The sequence below is a fragment of the Nitrococcus sp. genome, from assembly GCF_059432795.1.
On record NZ_JBXWZQ010000130.1, the window covers coordinates 1 to 3,585 of the forward strand.

Sequence of the window (3,585 nt, forward strand, 5' to 3'; positions counted from 1 at the left end):
GATGAATCCAAGGCGGCGACGCTCGGCATCCCTCTTGATCTCATCAGGCGCGAGGGGGCGGTCTCAAAGACAGTGGCGGTCTGCATGGCCGAAAGCGCGCTGGAACGATCGAAGGCGAACATCGCCGTGTCGGTCACCGGCTTTGCTGATAAGGGCAAGGAGCCCGGCCTCGTCCATTTCGCCTGCGCGCGGGCCGGGCGGACGACGTCGCATCGCGAGGAGCATTTCGGTCCCATCGGAAGAGGTGCTACGCGCGTCGAATGCATCCGTGTGGCGATCGAGATGATGATGGAGATGCTGTGATGGCGAACAAGGCCCTTTCGAGGCGATCCACCGCCACGGCCTTCATACGCGCGGCGGAAAGCTCGGACGGTCTTCAAGCGTGTCACCCGAGCATAGCCCGCAGCGTCCCCTGCAGGACCGTAAAACCGACCCGTATCGTTGGCCCCGCAATTGCGTGTGCTCTCTGGTGCCTATTCCGCCTAGACACCATGGATTGACCTGCCCGTCCTCAACCGACGTGGGTTACGTTGAGGACGGGAACGTTCCCAAGCAGAGCCACCTTGAGGAGGGCAGGTCATGAGCCAGTTTAGCGTTTATGTCGGATTGGATGTACACAAAGACACGATTGCGGTGGCCGTTGCGGCGGCCGGCCGCGGCGAGGCGCAGTATCGCGGTGAGATTGCGAATACGCCGACGGCGATCAAGCGCCTGCTGCACAAGCTGTCTGCGGACGGTGAGGTGTTGGGCGTGTGCTACGAAGCCGGGCCGTGCGGCTACGGTATCCACCGCCAGGTCATGCACATGGGCCACGACTGTGTGGTGGTCGCGCCGGGGCTCATTCCGCGCAAGGCCACGGAGCGGGTCAAGACCGACCGGCGCGATGCGCTTTCTCTGGCGCGGCTGCACCGCTCGGGCGAGCTGACCGCGGTCTGGGTCCCCGATCAGGATCAGGAAGCCATGCGCGATCTCACGCGAGCACGCGAAGACTTGAAAGCCATCGAGCGCACCGCCCGCCAGCGCCTGGGCGCATTCTTACTGCGCCACGGCCATGTGTATCACGGCAAGAGCCGTTGGACTCAGGCCCATTTTCGCTGGCTCGAGCGCGTAACAATGGCCACGCCCGTGCAACAGATCGTATTGCAAGACTATGTGGATACGGTGCTCGAGGCGCAGCGGCGCGTGGCCGCGCTGGCCGAACAAATGCGCCAAGCGTTGGACACCTGGTCGCTACGCCCGGTGGTCGAAGCGCTGATGGCGCTGCGCGGCGTGTCGCTGATCACGGCCATGACCGTGCTGGCCGAGCTGGGCGATATCACGCGCTTCGATTCGCCCTCGCAGTTAATGGCCTACCTAGGGCTGGTACCCAGCGAGCACTCCAGCGGCGGCTCGAGACGTCAGGGAGGCATTACCAAGACCGGCAATGCTCATGTGCGGCGCGTGCTCGTCGAGGCCGCCTGGGCGTATCGCTTTCCGGCCCGCAAGAGCGCGGCGATACAGCGCCGGGCTGAGCAGACCCGCCCTGAAGTCCAAGCCATCGCCTGGCACGCCCAAAAGCGCTTGTGCGGGCGCTACCGTCATCTGATCGGCGCCGGCAAGAACACACCGCTTGCCACGACCGCCGTGGCGCGTGAGTTGGCTGGCTTTATCTGGGCGATCGCTTGCGAAGTGCCGGTCTACGCCGGCCACGCCGCGTAACCGTTGTCAGGCGATATCGAAATCCATTCATCAGGAGAGTAAAGCGCATGCCCTTGGATCAGGACACGGCCGGCCCGGTTGGAGAATCCTTGAGCCTCCTATGGCGCACCCGGCCCCGCCGCTTGATCCCCGCCACTAGAGCAAGGCAGCTCCGCGACGAAGACATGTCAGGTCGGCAACCAATCCACGTATATCAGAGTGATCCACCGTCGCAGTCAGCCGCCCGTGTTCTGTTCCAAGGGCATGCCCAACGCAGGAATTATGAATGAGTCACGAATTATAGTTGACAGGTCAATCCATATCAGGAGGCCTAGATGAACCGCTTGTTCATAACGTGACTGTGACTCGCAGGGATGGTTCCAGAAGCGACGTGTCACGGGCTGCGTCCTTATGAAAAGGCCGGTTGCATCTGGGTAAGTCTTTATTTTTTCGAAACGAATTTTTCGACGGTCACTTACCTGCCGCTGGTCCGCTGATTTCTCCGCAGGCCGGGAACCCGGGCCCAGGGCCCGCGTCAATATCCATTACGATCAGGAAGCAAATTCATTCAGGGTGCCTGGAGAAGCATCATGGAAGTGACTCGATTACTCGCCGATGACCACCGGCAGGCGGACCGATTAATAAGACAGCTACAAGCCGCGCAGGAGACTGCAGAGCAGCGTCGGCTCTTCAGAGAGCTCAAGCAGAGCTTGGAAGTCCATGCCCGCGTCGAAGAGGAGATCTTCTATCGCGCGTTGCGCGACGCGCTGGGAGGCGATCGCCGCATCGAGGGTTCGTTGGCCGAACACGACGCCCTTCGACTATCACTTTCGCAGATAGAGCAAACGCCTCCCAGCTCCAGCCAGTGGGCGCCGAGTCGAGAAGGGCTCAAAACCTGGGTTGAGAACCATGTATGGGAAGAAGAGCGCGAGCTCTTCCCGAAGGCTCAATCCGTATTGCCAGAGCGGCTTCGCGAAGACCTTGGCGAGCGAACAAGGGCGAGGATGGCGGAGTTGACAGGTGAAACGGCTAGCCGCGGTGGGCGCGGGGCTGAAACCAGCGATGAAGTGGCGAGACAGACGGCCGAGCAGGCCCAGGAATACGCCCGCAAGATGCGGGAGCAGGGCGAGGCAGCCATAGAGCAGGGCGCTGGAATCGCGGCGGATCAGGCACGGCGCGTTGCCGATGCGCTGCATGCAACCAGTGAGAATCTGGAAAAGGAAGATCAGCAGCGACTTTCGCAGTACGTACGCGAAGCGGCAAACGGGTTGAACCGCTTCTCGGATCGACTCACCGGCGGAGGTATCGAGGGCCTGCTGCAAGAGGCACAGGCTACCGCCAAGCGTAATCCGGCCATGTTGGTAGGCGGGGCAATCGCGGCGGGCTTTCTTCTGACCCGATTCCTCAAAAGCTCCGAGACGGGCTCACCTAAGGCGCAATCTGGCACGGGGGGCAAACGTTCCCCAGCTGGATCTTCTGGGCCGTCTGTTTCAACTGGACCGGCGGCCCAGCCGACACCCTCATATTCTACGGAGGCGCACTAATGGCACAGGCAAATGAAGAGCAGGGGTATGTCGATCGCTCCAGCGAATCGAGCTATGAGATCAAGTCGAGAGATCCGTCGCTGGCAAAGCTTGTCTCTGAGCTGATGCAGGAGGCCACCAGTTTAGTGCACAACGAAGTGACCCTCGCCAGAGCTGAGGTCTCTCAGAAGCTATCTCAGGTTCAATACGGCGCCTTCGGTTTGATTCTAGGAGCCGTGTTCGCGATACCTGCGTTGACCATACCTATCCGCTTAGCTCCACAAGAGCAGTGGGACTGAGACCGGGTGCGAGGTACATCAATCACTTCGACAAAATACCGATTTAGAACTGCGACATGACCGATAACGCGTTAGGAGCTAAAGGG

The 3,585-nt window shown here is 61.0% G+C and carries 4 protein-coding genes; all 4 read left to right on the top strand.

The window, feature by feature from the left end; all coding sequences use genetic code 11:
• Positions 1-303, top strand: a 303-nt coding sequence (locus tag AC52Q4_RS09875) for a CinA family protein (RefSeq protein ID WP_495536631.1), incomplete at its 5' end; no start/stop codon positions are given.
• Between the two features lie 276 nt (positions 304-579).
• Positions 580-1,698 carry an IS110 family RNA-guided transposase gene (locus AC52Q4_RS09880; RefSeq protein ID WP_495536632.1) on the top strand — a complete coding sequence of 373 codons (1,119 nt, stop codon included), beginning with the start codon at positions 580-582 and terminating at the stop codon, positions 1,696-1,698.
• Positions 1,699-2,267: 569 nt separating this feature from the next.
• Positions 2,268-3,221: a hemerythrin domain-containing protein gene (locus AC52Q4_RS09885; RefSeq protein ID WP_495536633.1), complete on the top strand. Its 954-nt coding sequence runs from the start codon at positions 2,268-2,270 to the stop codon at positions 3,219-3,221.
• Positions 3,221-3,499, top strand: a complete 279-nt coding sequence (locus AC52Q4_RS09890; protein ID WP_495536634.1) for a phage holin family protein — start codon at positions 3,221-3,223, stop codon at positions 3,497-3,499. The genes AC52Q4_RS09885 and AC52Q4_RS09890 overlap by 1 nt, the downstream gene beginning before the upstream one ends.
• The last annotated feature ends 86 nt before the right edge of the window (positions 3,500-3,585 follow it).